12 protein-coding genes are annotated in these 15423 nt (G+C 66.2%); 4 read left to right on the top strand and 8 right to left on the bottom strand.

Annotated features, from left to right (window positions below; all coding sequences use genetic code 11):
- Position 1 precedes the first annotated feature (1 nt).
- From AC07VL_RS07800 to glpD, 5 genes are all read right to left on the bottom strand, one after another.
- Positions 2–805 (bottom strand): carbohydrate ABC transporter permease, encoded by an 804-nt coding sequence (locus tag AC07VL_RS07800; protein WP_494805355.1) that lies wholly within the window; start codon positions 803–805, stop codon positions 2–4.
- Positions 805–1689 carry a carbohydrate ABC transporter permease gene (locus AC07VL_RS07795; RefSeq protein ID WP_494805326.1) on the bottom strand — a complete coding sequence of 295 codons (885 nt, stop codon included), beginning with the start codon at positions 1687–1689 and terminating at the stop codon, positions 805–807. The genes AC07VL_RS07800 and AC07VL_RS07795 overlap by 1 nt, the downstream gene beginning before the upstream one ends.
- Complete coding sequence (locus AC07VL_RS07790; protein ID WP_494805325.1) at positions 1689–2789, bottom strand: ABC transporter ATP-binding protein; 1101 nt, start codon at positions 2787–2789, stop codon at positions 1689–1691. The genes AC07VL_RS07795 and AC07VL_RS07790 overlap by 1 nt, the downstream gene beginning before the upstream one ends.
- A 1-nt stretch (position 2790) precedes the next feature.
- Positions 2791–3885 (bottom strand): ABC transporter ATP-binding protein, encoded by a 1095-nt coding sequence (locus AC07VL_RS07785; protein ID WP_494805324.1) that lies wholly within the window; start codon positions 3883–3885, stop codon positions 2791–2793.
- An 88-nt stretch (positions 3886–3973) separates the two neighbouring features.
- Complete coding sequence (glpD, locus tag AC07VL_RS07780; protein WP_494805323.1) at positions 3974–5545, bottom strand: glycerol-3-phosphate dehydrogenase; 1572 nt, start codon at positions 5543–5545, stop codon at positions 3974–3976.
- 194 nt (positions 5546–5739) lie between these two features.
- Between glpD and AC07VL_RS07775 the strand changes: the two genes are divergently transcribed.
- The 4 genes from AC07VL_RS07775 (at position 5740) to AC07VL_RS07760 (ending at position 10140) form a co-directional block, all read left to right on the top strand.
- Positions 5740–6501, top strand: coding sequence for a DeoR/GlpR family DNA-binding transcription regulator (locus tag AC07VL_RS07775; RefSeq protein WP_494805322.1), 762 nt, complete (start codon positions 5740–5742; stop codon positions 6499–6501).
- Between the two features lie 366 nt (positions 6502–6867).
- Complete coding sequence (locus tag AC07VL_RS07770; protein WP_290602175.1) at positions 6868–7371, top strand: MarR family winged helix-turn-helix transcriptional regulator; 504 nt, start codon at positions 6868–6870, stop codon at positions 7369–7371.
- Positions 7372–7622: 251 nt separating this feature from the next.
- Complete coding sequence (locus tag AC07VL_RS07765; RefSeq protein ID WP_494805321.1) at positions 7623–9143, top strand: SulP family inorganic anion transporter; 1521 nt, start codon at positions 7623–7625, stop codon at positions 9141–9143.
- Positions 9144–9222: 79 nt separating this feature from the next.
- Positions 9223–10140 carry a pyridoxal-phosphate dependent enzyme gene (locus tag AC07VL_RS07760; protein WP_494805320.1) on the top strand — a complete coding sequence of 306 codons (918 nt, stop codon included), beginning with the start codon at positions 9223–9225 and terminating at the stop codon, positions 10138–10140.
- Between the two features lie 4 nt (positions 10141–10144).
- On the opposite strand, the gene AC07VL_RS07755 is transcribed toward AC07VL_RS07760, so the two are convergent.
- The 3 genes from AC07VL_RS07755 to AC07VL_RS07745 form a co-directional block, all read right to left on the bottom strand.
- Positions 10145–12148 carry a diguanylate cyclase domain-containing protein gene (locus AC07VL_RS07755; protein ID WP_494805319.1) on the bottom strand — a complete coding sequence of 668 codons (2004 nt, stop codon included), beginning with the start codon at positions 12146–12148 and terminating at the stop codon, positions 10145–10147.
- A complete protein-coding gene (gene cysC, locus AC07VL_RS07750) occupies positions 12145–12675 on the bottom strand; it encodes an adenylyl-sulfate kinase (protein WP_494805318.1) in 531 nt (176 codons plus the stop codon). The genes AC07VL_RS07755 and cysC overlap by 4 nt, the downstream gene beginning before the upstream one ends.
- Positions 12676–12737: 62 nt before the next feature.
- Positions 12738–15407 (bottom strand): molybdopterin-dependent oxidoreductase, encoded by a 2670-nt coding sequence (locus AC07VL_RS07745; protein WP_494805317.1) that lies wholly within the window; start codon positions 15405–15407, stop codon positions 12738–12740.
- Positions 15408–15423: the final 16 nt, after the last annotated feature.

Here is a 15423-nt window from a genome sequence, read left to right as displayed (position 1 = left end):
GTCACACCCTCCCCATGGCAAAGCCCTTGGCGATGTAATGCCGCACGAACCAGATCACCAGCGCGCCGGGCACGATGGTGAGCACGCCGGCCGCCGCCAGCACGCCCCAGTCCATGCCGGCCGCCGACACCGTGCGCGTCATGGTGGCGGCGATAGGCTTGGCATTGACGGAAGTCAAGGTGCGCGCCAATAACAGTTCCACCCAGCTGAACATGAAGCAGAAGAAGGCCGTCACGCCCACGCCCGACTTAATCATCGGCAAGAAAATCTGGATGAAGAAGCGGGGGAAGCTGTAGCCGTCGATATACGCCGTCTCGTCGATTTCCTTCGGCACGCCAGACATGAAGCCTTCCAGTATCCACACGGCCAGCGGCACGTTGAAGACCATGTGCGCCAGCGCCACGGCCAGGTGCGTATCCATCAGGCCCACCGTCGAGTACAGCTGGAAGAAGGGTACGAGGAAGACGGCAGGCGGCGTCATGCGATTGGTCAACAACCAGAAGAACAAGTGTTTATCGCCGACAAAGTTATAGCGGGAAAAAGCGTAGGCTGCAGGCAAGGCGACCGTGACCGACATGACCATGTTCATTGCCACGTAGATCATGGAATTGAGGTAGCCGCTGTACCAGGAGCGGTCGGTAAAAATCGTGTGGTAGTTGGCGAACGTCCATTGCTGGGGCCACAAACTCAAGACGCCCACGATTTCCTCGTTGGTCTTGAGCGACATGTTGAGCATCCAGTAGATGGGCAGCAAGGAGCCCAGCAGGAAGATGGCGAGGATGGCACGGCTGATTTTCTTGTGCATCATTTCTGGTCTCCCGTGCCGACGCGCTGCATCCACGTGTACAGCACAAAGCAGAACAGCAGGATGATCAGGAAGTAAATCAATGAAAACGCCGACGCCGGCCCCAGGTCGAACTGGCCCACGGCCTTTTGCGTCAGGTATTGCGACAAAAAGGTGGTGGCATTGCCCGGTCCGCCCCCCGTCAGCACGAACGGTTCCGTGTAGATCATGAAACTGTCCATGAAGCGCAGCAGGACGGCGATCATCAATACATTGCGCAGTTTCGGCAGCTGGATGTAGCGGAACACGGCCAGGCGCGAGGCGCCGTCGATGCGTGCCGCCTGGTAATACGCGTCGGGAATGGCGCGCAAGCCCGCATAGCACAGCAGCACGACCAGCGGCGTCCAGTGCCAGATATCCATCACCATCACCGTCAGCCAGGCGTCGAGCGCATTGCCGTTGTAGTTGTAGTCAAAACCCAGCTGGTTCAGGGTATAGCCCATCAGGCCGATGTCGCCGCGGCCAAAGATTTGCCAGATGGTGCCCACCACATTCCAGGGGATCAGCAAGGGGAGCGCGATCAGCACCAGCGCCAGCGACGCCTTCCAGCCATCGGCCGGCATGCACAGGGCAATCAGGATGCCGAGCGGAATCTGGATCGCCAGCACGGAGGCGGAAAACAGCAGCTGGCGCAGCAAGGCGCTGTGCAGGTCGCCGTCGAGCATGACCATGCGGAACCACTCGGTGCCGACGAAAACCTTTTGCGTGGGACTCAGAATATCCTGCACGGAATAGTTGACCACCGTCATCAGGGGCAGGATGGCGGAAAAGGCCACGCACAGCAGCACGGGCAGGATCAGTAGCCAGGCGCGGCGGTTGTTATCGGTTTTACCGTTATGTATCATCAGGCCACCCGCTTGTCGTTGACGTAGAACAAAGTGCGCTGCGGCGGAAAACGCAGCCGCACTGCATCGCCCACCACCGCATCGATGGCGCGCAGCTTGGCGGCCACGGTGGCGCCGCCCAGCTGGAATTCCGCCAGGTAATGCGTGCCCATGTTGCGCACGGCCGTCACCGTGGCGTCCAGGCAGTGATTGCTCCCCGCGCCGCCCTCGCCCGCCTTCACGCATTCGACGAACTCGGGCCGCACGCCCAGCGTGATCCTGCCTTGCGCGCCAGCCAGGGCCGCGCGGGCGGCGGCGGATACGGCCAGTAGCTGTCCCGCCACGCGCACGCCGCCATCGTCCAGGGTGCCATCGAGCAAGTTCATGCCCGGGTTGCCGATGAAATAGCCGACAAACGTGTGCTCGGGTTCCTCGAACAGGGCTTGCGCGCTGCCCGTCTGCACCACTTCGCCCTGCGTCATGACGACCACCTGGTCGGCAAAGGTCAGCGCTTCCACCTGGTCGTGCGTGACATAGATCAAGCTCAATTTCAGTTCGTGGTGGATTTCCTTCAACTTTCTGCGCAGCAGCCATTTCAAATGCGGGTCGATCACCGTCAGCGGTTCGTCGAACAGCACGGCCGCCACGTCGGGGCGCACGAGGCCGCGGCCCAGCGAAATCTTTTGCTTGGCGTCCACGGACAAGCCGCTGGCGCGCAATTTCAGGTCGTCCGTCAGTTCCAGCATCTGCGCCACCTGCTGCACGCGCTTGCGCACTTCGCTCTCTTTCCAGCCGCGATTGCGCAGCGGAAACGCCAGGTTGTCATGCACGGTCATGGTGTCGTAGATGACGGGAAACTGGAACACTTGCGCGATATTGCGTGCTTCCGTCGGCAGCTGCGTGACGTCCTTGCCGTCGAACAGCACCCTGCCATGCGACGGTTTCACCAGACCGGAAATAATGTTGAGCAAGGTCGTCTTGCCGCAGCCGGACGGCCCCAGCAAGGCGTAGGCGCCGCCGTCGCGCCACGCCATGCTCATGGGCCGCAGCGCATAGTCGGCGGGGGCCGACGGGTTCGGTTTGTAGGCGTGGGCCAGATCCACCAGTTCGATGCGCGCCATGTCACGCTCCTCCTTGCGCAGGAGCAAACACTAGCCCGCCATCGTCGCCAAAGATCAGCAAGGCATGGGGCTGGCAATACACGGTGCAGGCGCTGCCGATCTCCAGGTCGTGCACGCCGCCCAGCTGCGCCACCAGGGCCAGCGCGCCCCGGCGCGCATGCACATAGGTTTCCGAGCCGCTGATTTCGGCCAGGTCCACCGTGGCTGCGATGGGCACGTCGCCGTCGGACTGGGGAGATAAATGCAGACTGTGCGCGCGCACGCCGAGGATCACGTCGCGCCGCTCACCGAGGCGCGCGCGCTGTTCGCGGCTCAGGTGGATGGCCAGGCCGTCCGCCGCCTGCGCCACGCCGTGGCCATCCACGCGCGCGGGGATCAGGTTGATGGGCGGGTCGCTGAAGGTGCGCGCCACGGCGATGGAATTGGGGGCGTTGAAGACGTCCAGGGTCGGTCCCTGCTGCAGCAGGCGTCCCTCGTGCAGCACGGCCACGTGGCCGCCCAGCTGCAGCGCTTCCAGCGGTTCCGTGGTGGCGTAGACAACCGTCGTGCTGCCGCTGGAAAACAGTTCCGTCAGTTCGCGCCGCAATTCCTCGCGCAGCTTGTAGTCGAGGTTGACGAGCGGCTCGTCGAGCAGCAGCAGGGACGCATCCTTGATCAGGGCGCGCCCCAGCGCCGTGCGCTGCTGCTGGCCGCCGGACAGTTCCCCGGGCGTGCGCTGCAAATACGGCGTGATGTGCAGGCGCTCGGCCAGCGCCAGCACTTTCGCGCGGATCTGTTCCTCTGGCACCTTGCGCAAACGCAAGGGAGAAGCGATATTGTCATAGACGGTGAAGGCGGGATAGTTGATGAATTGCTGGTACACCATGGCCAGGTTGCGGCGGCTGACGGGCACGCCCGTCACGTCGACGCCATCGGCCGCCACGCTGCCGCCGCTGGGCTGGTCCAGGCCCGCCATGACGCGCATCAAGGTCGTCTTGCCCGCACGCGTCGTGCCCAGCAGCACATTGATGGCCCCTGGCACGAGGGCCAGCGACATCGGATACAAATACGTTTCAGCACCTTGCTTCCTGCTGATATTTTCCAGTACCAGTTGCACGCGCTTCTCCTCCTGTGATGTATCCTCGTGCCGCGCCGCGCCCTCTGCGGGGCGCGGTCGCCAGCGTCATCTTTTTTATCGTGGCCGCTTACGACGGCAAGGGATGCTGCGACAGCCAGGCATCGAGCCTGTCCGCCGTCCCGCGCGGCAGGTGCAGGCCCAGCTTGGAGCGCCGCCACAGGATATCGGCCGCGCTCACGGCCCATTCATGGCGCCGCAGATAGTCCACTTCCGCCCCGTACAGGCCGGCGGCGATTTCCTCGCCCATGGCCGCCACGTCCGTGCGTCCGGCCAGCAGCACGTGGATGCGCGTGCCGTAGGCGCGCGCATAGCGCGCCACCAGTGCCGCCGGCAGCCACGCATAGTCGCGCTGCAAGCCCTGCACGAACTGGCCGAACTCGCGCACCGACCGGTTCTGCGGCGTGCTGCTGAACAGGTCGCCGCCGGGCAGGCAGGCGGCGGCCGTCCAGGCCAGCCGCGCATTGCCGAGCAGCGGCGCCAGCAAGTCCAGTGCTTCCTCGGCCAGCTTGCGGAAGGTGGTGATCTTGCCGCCGAAAACACTGAGCAGCGGCGCGCCATCCTGGTCCAGTTCGAAACGGTAGTCGCGCGTGACGGCCTTGGCGTCCGCGGACGCGTCTTCCACCAGCGGCCGCACGCCCGCATACGTCCACACGACGTCTTCCGGATTGACGGGCTTGCTGAAATAGTAACTGGAAAGCTCGCACAAGTAACGCACTTCCTCGTCATCGATTTCCACCTTGCCAGCGTCACCGTGGTAGTCGAGGTCGGTGGTGCCGATCAAGGTGAAATCGTGCTCGTACGGAATGGCAAACACGATGCGGCCATCGGGATGCTGGAAGATGTAGGCATGATCATGCTCGAACAGGCGCTTGACGACGATATGGCTGCCCTTGATCAGGCGCAAATGCCGGTGCGGCGCGGCCGGCGCCGCCTGCCGCAGGAACTCGGCCGTCCACGGCCCGGCCGCATTGACGACGCTGCGCGCGCGCACGGCCAGTTCGCGCCCGTCGCCTTGCAGCAGGGTGGCCTGCCAGGTTGCGCCTGCACCCGCGCCATCGCGCCGCAGCGCCGTGCAGCGGGTGCGCGTCAGGATGGTTGCGCCATGGTCGGCCGCATCGAGGGCGTTGAGCACCACCAGGCGCGCATCGTCGACCCAGCCGTCGGAATACACGAAGCCCCGCCTGAACTGGGGTTTTAATGGTTTCCCGGCCGCATGGCGTGCCAGGTCGATGCCGTGCGAGGCGGGCAGGATTTCCCGCTTCGCCAGCATATCGTACAGAAACAGGCCGGCGCGTATCAGCCAGGCGGGACGCTGGCCCCTCGCGTGCGGCATGACGAAACGCAAGGGCCACATGATGTGCGGCGCCGAGCGCAGCAGCACTTCGCGCTCGACCAGCGCCTTGCGCACGAGGCCGAATTCATAGTATTCGAGGTAGCGCAGGCCGCCGTGTATCAGCTTGGTGGAGGCCGACGAAGTGTGGGCAGCCAGGTCGTCCTTTTCGCACAGCAGCACGGACAGGCCCCGCCCGGCCGCGTCGCGCGCGATGCCGGCGCCATTGATGCCGCCGCCCACCACCAGCACGTCGCATTCGACCGTGCCGTCCGCCGCCACTTCCACGCCCTGCCGTGCTGCCGCCATCGGAACTCCATCGCTGTGCAAGCACCGGCGCGCCAGGAAAGACTAGGCACCGCCGGCAACTGTCGTTAAGATCAGGATTGCTGTCATACGCATGCAATATGAATAAGGTTACGCCAGAATACGAACCCATAGCAACAGTTTTTCATCACTATTTGTTCGTTTTTGTTCGTTTTGATTGATAAAGAGACACGCCCATGATTTTGAATCCCCGCCAGCGCCGCCTGCTCGACGTCGTGCGCCAGAAGCTCACCATGTCCGTCGAGGAGCTGGCGCAGCAGCTGGACGTGACGCCGCAAACCGTGCGCCGCGACGTCAAGCAGATGGAGGAGGCGCGCCTGCTGGCCCGCTACCACGGCGGCGTGGGCTTGCCCTCGTCCGTGGAAAACATCGATTACAGCCAGCGGCAGGTGTTCAACAGCGAGGCCAAGCGGCGCATCGCTGCCGCCGTCGCCGCGCAGGTGCCGCACGGCTGTTCGCTGCTGATCAATATCGGCACGACCACGGAGGAAGTGGCGCGCGCGCTGGGCCGGCATGCAGGCCTGCACGTGGTGACGAACAACCTCAACGTGGCCGCCATCCTGGCCGACAACGCGGCCTGCGAAGTCATCGTGGCCGGCGGCGTGGTGCGCGGGCGCGACCGCGGCATCGTCGGCGAAGCCACCATCGACTTCATCCGCCAGTTCAAGGTCGACATCGGCATCATCGGCATTTCCAGCATCGACGAGGATGGCAGCCTGCGCGACTTCGACGCGCGCGAGGTGAAGGTGGCGCAAGCCATCATCGAGCAGTCGCGCGAAGTGTGGCTGGTGGCCGACCAGCATAAATTCGGCCGCAAGGCCCTCGTGCGGCTGGCCGACCTGGCGCAGGTGGACATGCTGTTTACGGATGCCCCGCCGCCGCCCCGCTTTGCCGACGTGTTGCGCGACGCGGGCGTGAAGGTCGTGGTGGCGGCCTGACAGGCGGCCTGCCAGCCCCGCTGCGGCCATAACGCCGCATGCTGTCGCGCGGGCAAGACGCCTTGTGTGGGCGGCCTCACGGAATGATATGAAATATTTATCAATTCGGCAAAAATGCTGTTACCATTGATGCAACATGCGTTATTGTTTTAATCTTCCTCTCCGGCAAGACGATTATTTGCCTGATATTGCTTTTTATGCACTTAAAGCAATAAAATGAAGAAAAATACATGACCCTCAAATGATTTCCAGTGAAAACAGTGTTAGAACTACCTCACGCAAGACGATTGTTCCCCAACAAACCACTCGACAGCAAGCGCGAAGGCCTGAACCATGCCGGCTGCGCCGCCCAGTGAAGGAAAAGAAATGAGCCATAATTTTGAAGCGGCCGCCACGCCGCAAGCCTCCCATCCCAACCGCGCTCCCGTCAGCGAACTGGAAGCGCACCTCGGCTACTGGCTGCGCTTCGTTTCCAACCACGTCTCCCACAGCTTCCAGAAAAAAGCCGAAGCCAACGGCGTGACCGTGTCCGAATGGGTGGTGCTGCGCGAAATGTTCCGCCTCGGCTGCACCTCGCCCACGGTGCTGGCGCAGGTGGCCGGCATGAGCAAGGGCGCCGTCTCGAAGCTGATCGACCGCCTGGAAAGCAAGGGCATGGTCAGCAAGTCCATCCTGCTGGCCGACCGCCGCCAGCACTCGATCGAGCTGACGACGGAGGGCGAGGCGCTGGTGCCCGTGCTGGCCGGCATGGCCGACCAGAATGACGAGGAATTCTTCGGCAAGCTGCCGCGCCAGTTGCGCGAAGACCTGCTCGAAGCGATGAAGGAAGTGGCGCGCACGCACCAGCTGAAGAGCGCGCCCCTCAATTGAGGACCTGCCCCGGCGCCTTCGCCGGGGAGCCACCTTGCCTGCGCCATCGCCTGCCCCAGGCGGGGCTGGCCGTGATCGGCTCCGCTTGCCTGTGCAATAATAGGGCCTGTCGTTTACTCGCGCAGCCCATACCGATGTAGTTTTCCCCTGCCAGCCTGCCCTCTCCCTGTCCGGCGCCGCCTTCGGCCTGCGCCTGCGTTTCCGCGCGCGACCGCTGCCGTGCCGCGCGCCGCATTTTTCTTTGGAAGTCCATGCCTGCACTCAGCCCGGCCGCTATCAAGGTCAATGTCCTGAGCGGCGCCACCGTCGCCCTCGCCCTCGTCCCGGAAGCCATCGCTTTCGCCCTGCTGGCCCACGTCAGCGCCCTTACCGGCCTGTATGCGGCCTTTTTCATGTGCCTGATCACGGCCGCGCTGGGCGGCCGGCCCGGCATGATTTCCGGCGCCACCGGCGCGCTGGCCGTGGTGATGGTCAGCCTGGTGGTCAGCCATGGCGCCGAATACCTGTTCGCCACCGTCGTGCTGATGGGGCTGCTGCAAATGCTGTTTGCCGCCTGCCGCCTGGGCAAGCTGATACGCATGGTGCCGCATCCCGTCATGCTGGGCTTCGTGAACGGCCTGGCCATCGTCGTCTTCATGGCGCAATTCGGCCACTTCAAGGTGCCGGACGCCAGCGGCGCGCTCACCTGGATCAGCGGCGCCCCGCTATGCCTGATGCTGGCCCTGGTGGCCGTGACCATGCTGGTCATCTATCTGCTGCCGCGCCTGACCACCGTCATCCCGTCCTCGCTGGCGGCCATCCTCGTGGTGGCCGGCCTGGTCTGGGCCCTGGGCCTGGAAACGAAGACCGTGGGCGACATGGGCTCGATCGCCGGCGGCCTGCCGCAGTTCCACGTCCCGCGCGTGCCGCTGACGCTGGAAACGCTGGGCATCATCGGCCCGTATGCGCTGATCCTGGCCACCATCGGCTTGCTCGAAACGCTGCTGACCCTCAACCTGATCGACACCATCACGGACACGCGCGGCAAGCCCAACCGCGAAAGCCTGGCGCAGGGCATCGCCAACGTCGTCAGTGGCTTCTTCGCTTCCATGGGCGGCTGCGCCATGATCGGCCAGAGCATGATCAATATCGGCAACGGCGCCCGCTCGCGCCTGTCGGGCATCGTTGCCGGCGTGCTGCTGCTGGGCTTTATCCTGTTCCTCTCGCCGTGGATCGAGAAAATCCCGCTCGCCGCGCTGGTGGGCCTGATGTTTGTCGTCTGCGCCAAGACCTTCGCCTGGGGCAGCCTGCAAACCCTGCGCAAGATACCCCGCGCCGACGCCATCACCGTGATCGGCGTGACCGTCATCACGGTGCTGACGGACCTGGCCGTCGCCGTGCTGGCGGGCGTGGTGTTTGCCGCCCTCGTCTTCGCCTGGCAGCATGCGCGCCAGATGGCCGCGCGCACCAGCACGGATGAACGGGGCTGGAAAGTCTACGCGCTGGAAGGCACGCTGTTCTTCGCCTCGACGGCCAATTTCGCGGCCCTGTTCCAGCCGAAGGACGATCCCCAGCACGTGGTGATCGATTTTGCCGGCGCGCGCGTCGTCGACCATTCCGCCATCGAGGCCATCGACGCGCTGGCGCAGCGCTACCAGCAGGCGGGCAAGACCCTGCACCTGCGCCACCTGAGTCCCGACTGCCTGGCCATCCTGGGCAAGGCGCGCCCCCTGGTCGAAGTCAACCAGCTGGAAGACCCGCACTACCGCGTGGCCGACAACCGCCTCGACTGAACGTCCCGGCGGCAAGAGTGAGGGGGCGGCGCCCACGCATCGGCTATGATGCTGGCCTGACCGTCTTCCAGGAATCCGCATGGCCCTGCACATCGAAACCCCTCTGCTCAACTCGCGCGCCCTGAGCCTGCACAGCGAGCGCGCCGTCTGGCTCAAGCTCGAAGCGCTGCAGCCGCCCGGCTCCTTCAAGATCCGCGGCATCGGCCTCGCCTGCGAGGAATACGCGCGCCGTGGCGCCAGCCGCTTCATCTCCTCTTCCGGCGGCAATGCCGGCATCGCCGTCGCCTATGCGGGACGCCAGCTGGGCATCCCCGTCATCGTCGTCGTGCCGGAAACGACGAGCGAACGGGCCAGGGCCCTGATCGCGCAGGAAGGCGCGGAAGTCATCGTCCACGGCGCCGCCTGGCAGGAAGCGAACGCGCTGGCGCAATCCATGCTCACGCCGCAAGACGCCTTTTTACACCCGTTCGACGACCCGCTGCTGTGGCAGGGACATGCCGGCATGATCGATGAAGTGGCGCGCGCGGGCGTGAAACCGGACGCCGTCGTGCTGTCCGTGGGCGGCGGCGGCCTGCTGGCCGGCGTGGCCGAAGGCTTGCAGCGCAACGGCTGGGACGACGTGGCCCTGGTGGCGGTGGAAACCGAAGGCGCCGCTTCGCTGGCGGCCGCCGTGGCGGCGCGCGAACACGTGGCCCTGCCCGCCGTGAGCAGCGTCGCCACCTCGCTGGCCGCGCGCCAGGTCTGCGCGCAGGCTTACGCCATCAGCCAGACGCGTTTGCTGCACAGCGTGGTGGTGTCCGACCGGGCCGCCGTCGAGGCTTGCCAGCGCTTCATCACCGACCAGCGCCTGGTGGTGGAACCGGCCTGCGGCGCGGCGCTGGCCGCCGTCTACGACAAGGCGCAGCAACTGGCGCCCTACCGCAACGTGCTCGTCATCGTCTGCGGCGGCGTCACGGCCACCACGCAGCAGCTCGACCACTGGAGCGCCACCCTGTAGCCGCCTATGCCTCCGCCTCGCGCAGCGCCACGCCGTCGCGGCCCTGTCCCTTGGCCGCGTACAGGGCCTGGTCGGCCAGGTCCAGCAGCTGCGCCGGCGTCAGCGCGCCCTCGCGGAAGATGGCGATGCCGACGCTGGTCGTCACCGGCAGCGGGCCGCCGGCCAGCGCGAAGGGCTGGCGGATGGCCTCGACGATCTTGGCGCCGATCTGGCGCACTTCGGCCGCGCCATTCACGCCTTCGAGAACGATCACGAATTCATCGCCGGCCAGGCGCGCCACCAGGTCGCTGGCGCGCACGCTGCGCACCAGGCGCGCGGCGAACTCCTTGAGCACCTCGTCGCCCGCCTTGTGCCCCAGGCTGTCGTTGATGGCCTTGAAACGGTCGATATCGAGATACGCCAGCGCCATCGGCGCGCGCGTGGCCCGCGTGCGCTGCATGCTCAAGTCCAGCTGCTCGTCGAAACGGCGCCGGTTGGCGATGCCCGTCAGGATATCGGTGGCGGCGGCGAACTGCAGCGCCGTGTGCACGGCCCTGGTCTTGGTGATTTCGTGGATCAGGCCATACACGCCTTCCACCGCGCCGCTCTCGCCCACATCGGGCACGTAACTGGTCTGGAAGGCGCGCTGGCCGGCGTCGCCGTCGCCGCCGATGGTGAATTCATAGTCGACCTCCTCGCCAGCGAAGGCGCGCCGCAGGTATTGCTCGCGCAACTGGTAGGCTTCCTCGCCCAGCACCTCGCGCATCGACTGCATCATGCTTTCCTGCTGCGACCTGCCGAACCATTTTTCAAACGTCGCGTTGATGAACTGGTAGCGGTGCTCGCGGTCGATATAGACGATCACCACGGGCACGTGGTCCGTCAGCAGTTTCAGGCGCCGCTCGCTGTCGCGCGTCTGCGCCTCGGCGATTTCGCGCTCGGCCACCAGCGAGTAAAAATCGCGGCTCAAGTCGCCGATCTCGTCGCGCCGCCCGATCTGCAGCGCCTCGATGCCGAGGCGCTGGCGGCGGATTTCATGCACATGGCGGCGCAACCGCTCCAGAGGCTGCAACAGGCGCAGCACCACGCGCCAGCCGGCCAGGCCCGCCAGCGCCGCCAGCAGCACGGCGGCCAGCAGGATCTTGCTGCGGATGGCGTGCAGCGGCGCGAACGCGTCGCGCATGGGATACACGGACGCCAGTATCCAGCCCGTCGAGGCGATGCGGTGGTAGGCAAACAGCGCATCGACGCCCTGCGCGGTGCTGCCCGTCAGCCAGCCCTCGAAACCCTGCAAGGCGCGCCGCGTGGGCACGCTGATGGGGCCATGCGCCTCGATATGCTGCATGATGCGCGACTTGTCCGGATGCTCGACGATGACGCCGTCGCTGGTCATGATGTACAGGTAGCCGCCCGTGCCGGGTTTCAGCGCGCCCAGGCGGCCCAGAAAATCGGGCTGGCGCAGGTTGACGCTGGCCGCCAGCACATAGCGCATGGCGCCCTGCGCGTCGAACACGGGCTGCGTCACCACCACCAGGGGCATGCCGGAAATGCTGCCGTTGAGCGGCGCGGAAATCACCGAGCGCCGGCTTGCCAGCGTCTGTTCAAAGTAAGGACGGCCCTTCACGTTCAGCCCCGCCTGCGCCTTGAAGGGGCTCACGCTGGCCAGCACGGCCCCGTCGATGCCGAGCACGCCGGCCGTATAAAACTCCTTGCCCAGCACCGTTTGCGCGGCCAGGAAATGCTGCAGGCTCGCGCCGTCGTGCGCGCCGCTGGCCGCCAGGCTGTCGGCGATGGCGCGCAGCACGTTGCGCTTCGCGTCGAGCTCCTCGTCGATGAAAACGGCGGCGCCGGCCAGCGACACGTACTGCTGGCGTCCCGTGACGTCGCGCATGCCGCGCTCGGCAACGGCCAGGGTGGCCAGCGCCAGCGAAGCCACGGCAGCGAGCACGAGCAGGAAGACGACCACGCTCATGCGCGCCTTCAGGCTGGCCGGCAGGCGCCGGCGCAGCCGCTTGTGCCAGGTCTTCACGGCCGCTGCCGCAGGTGCCGGCAAATGCGCTCGACCGCGTCGTCCAGCGCCAGGGTGCCCGTGTCCAGGGTCAGCGCCGCGTCCAGCGGCGCTTCGTAGGGCGCGGAAATGCCCGTGAACTGCGCGATGCGTCCCGCGCGCGCCTGCGCATACAGGCCCTTGGGATCGCGCGCCTCGCACACGGCCAGCGGCGTGCTGACGTGCACCTCGATGAAGTTCGCGGCGCCGACGATGGCGGCGGCCGTGGCGCGGTCGCTGCGGTACGGCGATATGAAGGCGGCGATGACGGTCAGGCCCGCCCCGTTCATCAGGCGCGCCACTTCAGCCGTGCGGCGGATGTTTTCATGCCGGTCCGCGGGCGTGAAACCCAGGTCGCGGTTCAAGCCATGGCGCAGCTGGTCGCCATCGAGCACCGTCACGGCGCGCCCCTGCCCCTTCAGCGCCTGCGCCAGCGCGAGGGCGATGCTGGTCTTGCCGGCGCCGCTCAAGCCCGTCAGCCAGACGGTAGGATGTTGTGCTGCTGTCATCACACTGCCTCTCTCTTGTAGAGCTGGCAATATAACAAAGCCGTGCGGGAAAGGACAGATTATCAGGCTGCGCTGCGCGCCTCCAGCAGCAACTGTCGTATCTCGGGCACGCAGGAGCCGCAATTGCCGCCCGCCTTGACGCAGGCCGTCACCTGCGCCGTCGTCTCCAGTTTTTGCCCGGCGATGGCCGCGCAAATGGTGTTGCGCCCCACGCCAAAGCACGAGCACACGATGGGCCCCGCGTCCACGCCCTTGCCGATGGGCTGGCCCAGCAGCACGCCGGCGCGATCAAGCGCATCCATCTGCGCATGCGCAAACAGGCTGGCCAGCCAGGCGCGCGACGGCAGGTCGGGCCGCGGCGAGACATACACGCATTGCGCGATGCGCCCCTCGTCCAGGTGCACGGCGCGGTACACGCCGGCGCTGGCGTCCGCGTAATCGAGCCAGTCGGCATTCTCGTCCGCCACGCCCAGCAGCGTGCGCGCCCAGGCGCCCAGGTCGGCGATGCGCTGGCGGCCCGCCAGTTCGTAGCGCAGGAATTGCTCGCCCTGGATGCGCGTCCAGTGCGCCACGCCATCGAGGGGCAAGGGCGTGCGGCTCAGCACAAACGCATGCCAGTGCACGCGGAACTGCTCGATGCGCACGGGCGTGTGCTTGAATTCCGGCTCGCCCGAGACGGGATCGACGACGGGGTTGACGACGGCGCCCACGCGCGCATCGGACGCATTCGCGTCGCTCCAGTGTATCGGCACGAAGACCTGGCCGCGCGCGATGCCGCCGCCATGCACCACCCGCGCCACCATGGCGCCCCAGGCGCTGGAGACGCGCGCCAGTTCGCCCTCGCGCACGCCGTACAGCAGCGCATCCTGCGGGTGGATATCGATGAACGCCTCGGCGACATGGCCCGACAGTTTCGCCGCCTTGCCCGTGCGCGTCATGGTATGCCACTGGTCGCGCACCCGCCCCGTGTTGAGGATCAGCGGATAGTCTTCATCGGGCGCGTTGCGCGGCGCGCGCGGCGGCGTCGGCACGAAGCGGGCGCGCCCGTCCGCATGGGCGAAACGGCCGTCGCCGAACAGGCGCGCCCGGCCCTGCGGCCACTGCTGCGGCGCCAGGCCATCGTATTGCGCTGCATCCAGGTTGTCCAGGCCCGCCAGGTTGAACAGGCGCGCCGTTTCCGCCCCGTTGCGGAAGGTCGACAGCCGTGCGTGTTCGGCAAAAATGGCCTGCGGCGCCGCGAAATCGAAGCCGTCATACCCCATGCGCCGCGCCACGTCGCACAGCACGTCCCAGTCGGCGCGCGCCTCGCCCGGCGCCGGCAGGAACGCGCGCTGGCGCGAGATGCGCCGTTCCGAGTTCGTCACCGTGCCATCCTTCTCGCCCCAACCCAGCGCGGGCAGCAGCACATCGGCATGGACGTTCGTGTCCGACTGCGCGCTGATGTCGGACACCACCACCAGTTCGCATGCATTGAGCGCGCGGCGCACCTGGTCGGCGTCCGGCATGCTGACCAGGGGATTGGTGGCGATGATCCACACGGCCTTGACCTTGCCCGCTTCGATCGCGTGGAACAGGTCCACGGCCTTCAGGCCCGGCTTGTTCGCCATGCGCGGCGAGTCCCAGAAGGTTTGCACGGTGTCGCGGTGCAGCGGATTGTCCAGTTCCAGGTGCGCCGCCAGCATGTTGGCCAGGCCGCCCACTTCGCGTCCGCCCATGGCGTTCGGCTGGCCCGTCAGCGAAAACGGCCCCATGCCGGGCTGGCCGATGCGCCCCGTCGCCAGGTGGCAGTTGATGATGCTGTTGACCTTGTCCGTGCCGGAGGACGACTGGTTCACGCCCTGGGAAAACGCCGTGACGACCTTGCGCGTGGCGGCAAACGCCTGATAAAACGCCAGCAGGGCCTGCGGGTCGACCTTGCACACTTTCGCCACCTGCAGCGGGTCGCCGCAGTCCAGGTGCGCGGCGGCCAGCGCTTCGTCGAGGCCACGGCTGTGCTGCGTGACGAAAGCGTCGGCGATTACGCCCTCCTTCGCCAAATGGCACAGCAAGCCGTTGAACAGCCACACGTCCGTGCCCGGTTTCACGGGCAAATGCAGGTCGGCCAGCTCGCAGGTAGCCGTGCGGCGCGGGTCGATCACCACCAGCTTCATCTCCGGCCGGGTTTCCTTGATGCGGGCGATGCGCTGGAACAAAATCGGGTGGCACCAGGCCGTGTTCGCGCCGACCAGCACCACCATGTCGGCCAGCTCCAGGTCTGCATAGCAGCCGGGCACGATGTCCTCGCCGAACGCCCGCTTGTGGCCCGCCACGGCCGAGGACATGCACAGGCGCGAATTGGTGTCGATATTCGCGCTGCCCACGTAGCCCTTCATGAATTTGTTGGCCACATAATAATCTTCCGTCAGCAGCTGGCCCGAGACATACAGGGCCACGGCGTCGGGCCCGTGCTCGGCTATGATGGCGCGCAGGCCGCCCGCCACCTTGTCCAGCGCGACGTCCCAGGAAGCGCGCTGCAGCACGCCATCGACGCGCACCTGCGGCTGCAGCAGACGGTTCTCCAGGCCCAGGGTGTCGCCCAGGGCCGAGCCTTTCACGCACAGGCGGCCCAGGTTGGCCGGGTGGCTGGCGTCGCCGGCGATGCGGATGGCGCCGTCGGGCAGGCGTGTTGCTTCCACGCCGCAGCCGACGCCGCAGTACGGGCAAGTGGTTTTCACGGGCGTACAGCTGGTCATGAAAGTATCCTGTCGG

The organism is Janthinobacterium sp. GW821-FHT03C08 (assembly GCF_059420905.1).
The sequence above is the reverse complement of the archived record's forward strand: the minus strand, read 5'-3'. Positions and strand labels throughout refer to the sequence as shown.

Coding starts and splice junctions, on each gene's coding strand:
- AC07VL_RS07800 (WP_494805355.1), bottom strand. CDS start 805: ATGCACAAGAAAATCAGCCGTGCCATCCTCGCCATCTTCCTGCTGGGC.
- AC07VL_RS07795 (WP_494805326.1), bottom strand. CDS start 1,689: ATGATACATAACGGTAAAACCGATAACAACCGCCGCGCCTGGCTACTG.
- AC07VL_RS07790 (WP_494805325.1), bottom strand. CDS start 2,789: ATGGCGCGCATCGAACTGGTGGATCTGGCCCACGCCTACAAACCGAAC.
- glpD (WP_494805323.1), bottom strand. CDS start 5,545: ATGGCGGCAGCACGGCAGGGCGTGGAAGTGGCGGCGGACGGCACGGTC.
- AC07VL_RS07775 (WP_494805322.1), top strand. CDS start 5,740: ATGATTTTGAATCCCCGCCAGCGCCGCCTGCTCGACGTCGTGCGCCAG.
- AC07VL_RS07770 (WP_290602175.1), top strand. CDS start 6,868: ATGAGCCATAATTTTGAAGCGGCCGCCACGCCGCAAGCCTCCCATCCC.
- AC07VL_RS07765 (WP_494805321.1), top strand. CDS start 7,623: ATGCCTGCACTCAGCCCGGCCGCTATCAAGGTCAATGTCCTGAGCGGC.
- AC07VL_RS07760 (WP_494805320.1), top strand. CDS start 9,223: ATGGCCCTGCACATCGAAACCCCTCTGCTCAACTCGCGCGCCCTGAGC.
- cysC (WP_494805318.1), bottom strand. CDS start 12,675: ATGACAGCAGCACAACATCCTACCGTCTGGCTGACGGGCTTGAGCGGC.
- AC07VL_RS07745 (WP_494805317.1), bottom strand. CDS start 15,407: ATGACCAGCTGTACGCCCGTGAAAACCACTTGCCCGTACTGCGGCGTC.